Here is a 525-nt window from a genome sequence, read left to right as displayed (position 1 = left end):
AGCGAGCAGCATCGCGCGGCCATGGCCGCGCGATGCTGCTCGCTCATCCCTATCCCTTACCTGAAAGCTGACATGGCCCCGCCTCTTCTCAACCTCGACGGGATAAAACTGACCTTCGGCGGCACGCCGCTGCTCGACGGCGCCGCCTTGACGGCTTCGGCCGGCGACAAGATCGCACTGGTCGGCCGCAACGGGTCGGGCAAGTCGACCCTGCTGAAGATCGCCGCTGGCCTGATCGAGCCGCAGGACGGCGAGGTGTTCCGCCAGCCTTCGGCAACTGTCCGCTATTTGCCGCAGATGCCCGACATGGAGGGCTTTGCCACTGTCCGCGCCTATGTCGAGGCCGGGCTTGGCCCTGCCGACGATCCCTACCGCGCCAGCTATCTGATGGAGCATCTCGGACTGTCGGGTGAGGAACGTCCGAACGATCTGTCGGGCGGCGAGGCGAGGCGTGCTGCCCTTGCCCGCGTCATGGCGCCGGAGCCAGACATCCTGCTGCTCGATGAGCCGACCAATCATCTCGAC

At 66.1% G+C, this 525-nt stretch carries 1 protein-coding gene; it reads left to right on the top strand.

Annotation, left to right across the window (positions count from 1 at the left end; translation table 11 throughout):
- Positions 1-72: 72 nt before the first annotated feature.
- A partial coding sequence (locus tag EN964_RS36820; RefSeq protein WP_164776596.1) for an ATP-binding cassette domain-containing protein occupies positions 73-525 on the top strand: 453 nt, incomplete at its 3' end.

The organism is Mesorhizobium sp. M7A.F.Ca.CA.001.10.2.1 (assembly GCF_003998575.1).
In the GTDB taxonomy this organism is placed as follows: domain Bacteria; phylum Pseudomonadota; class Alphaproteobacteria; order Rhizobiales; family Rhizobiaceae; genus Mesorhizobium.
The sequence above is the reverse complement of the archived record's forward strand: the minus strand, read 5'-3'. Positions and strand labels throughout refer to the sequence as shown.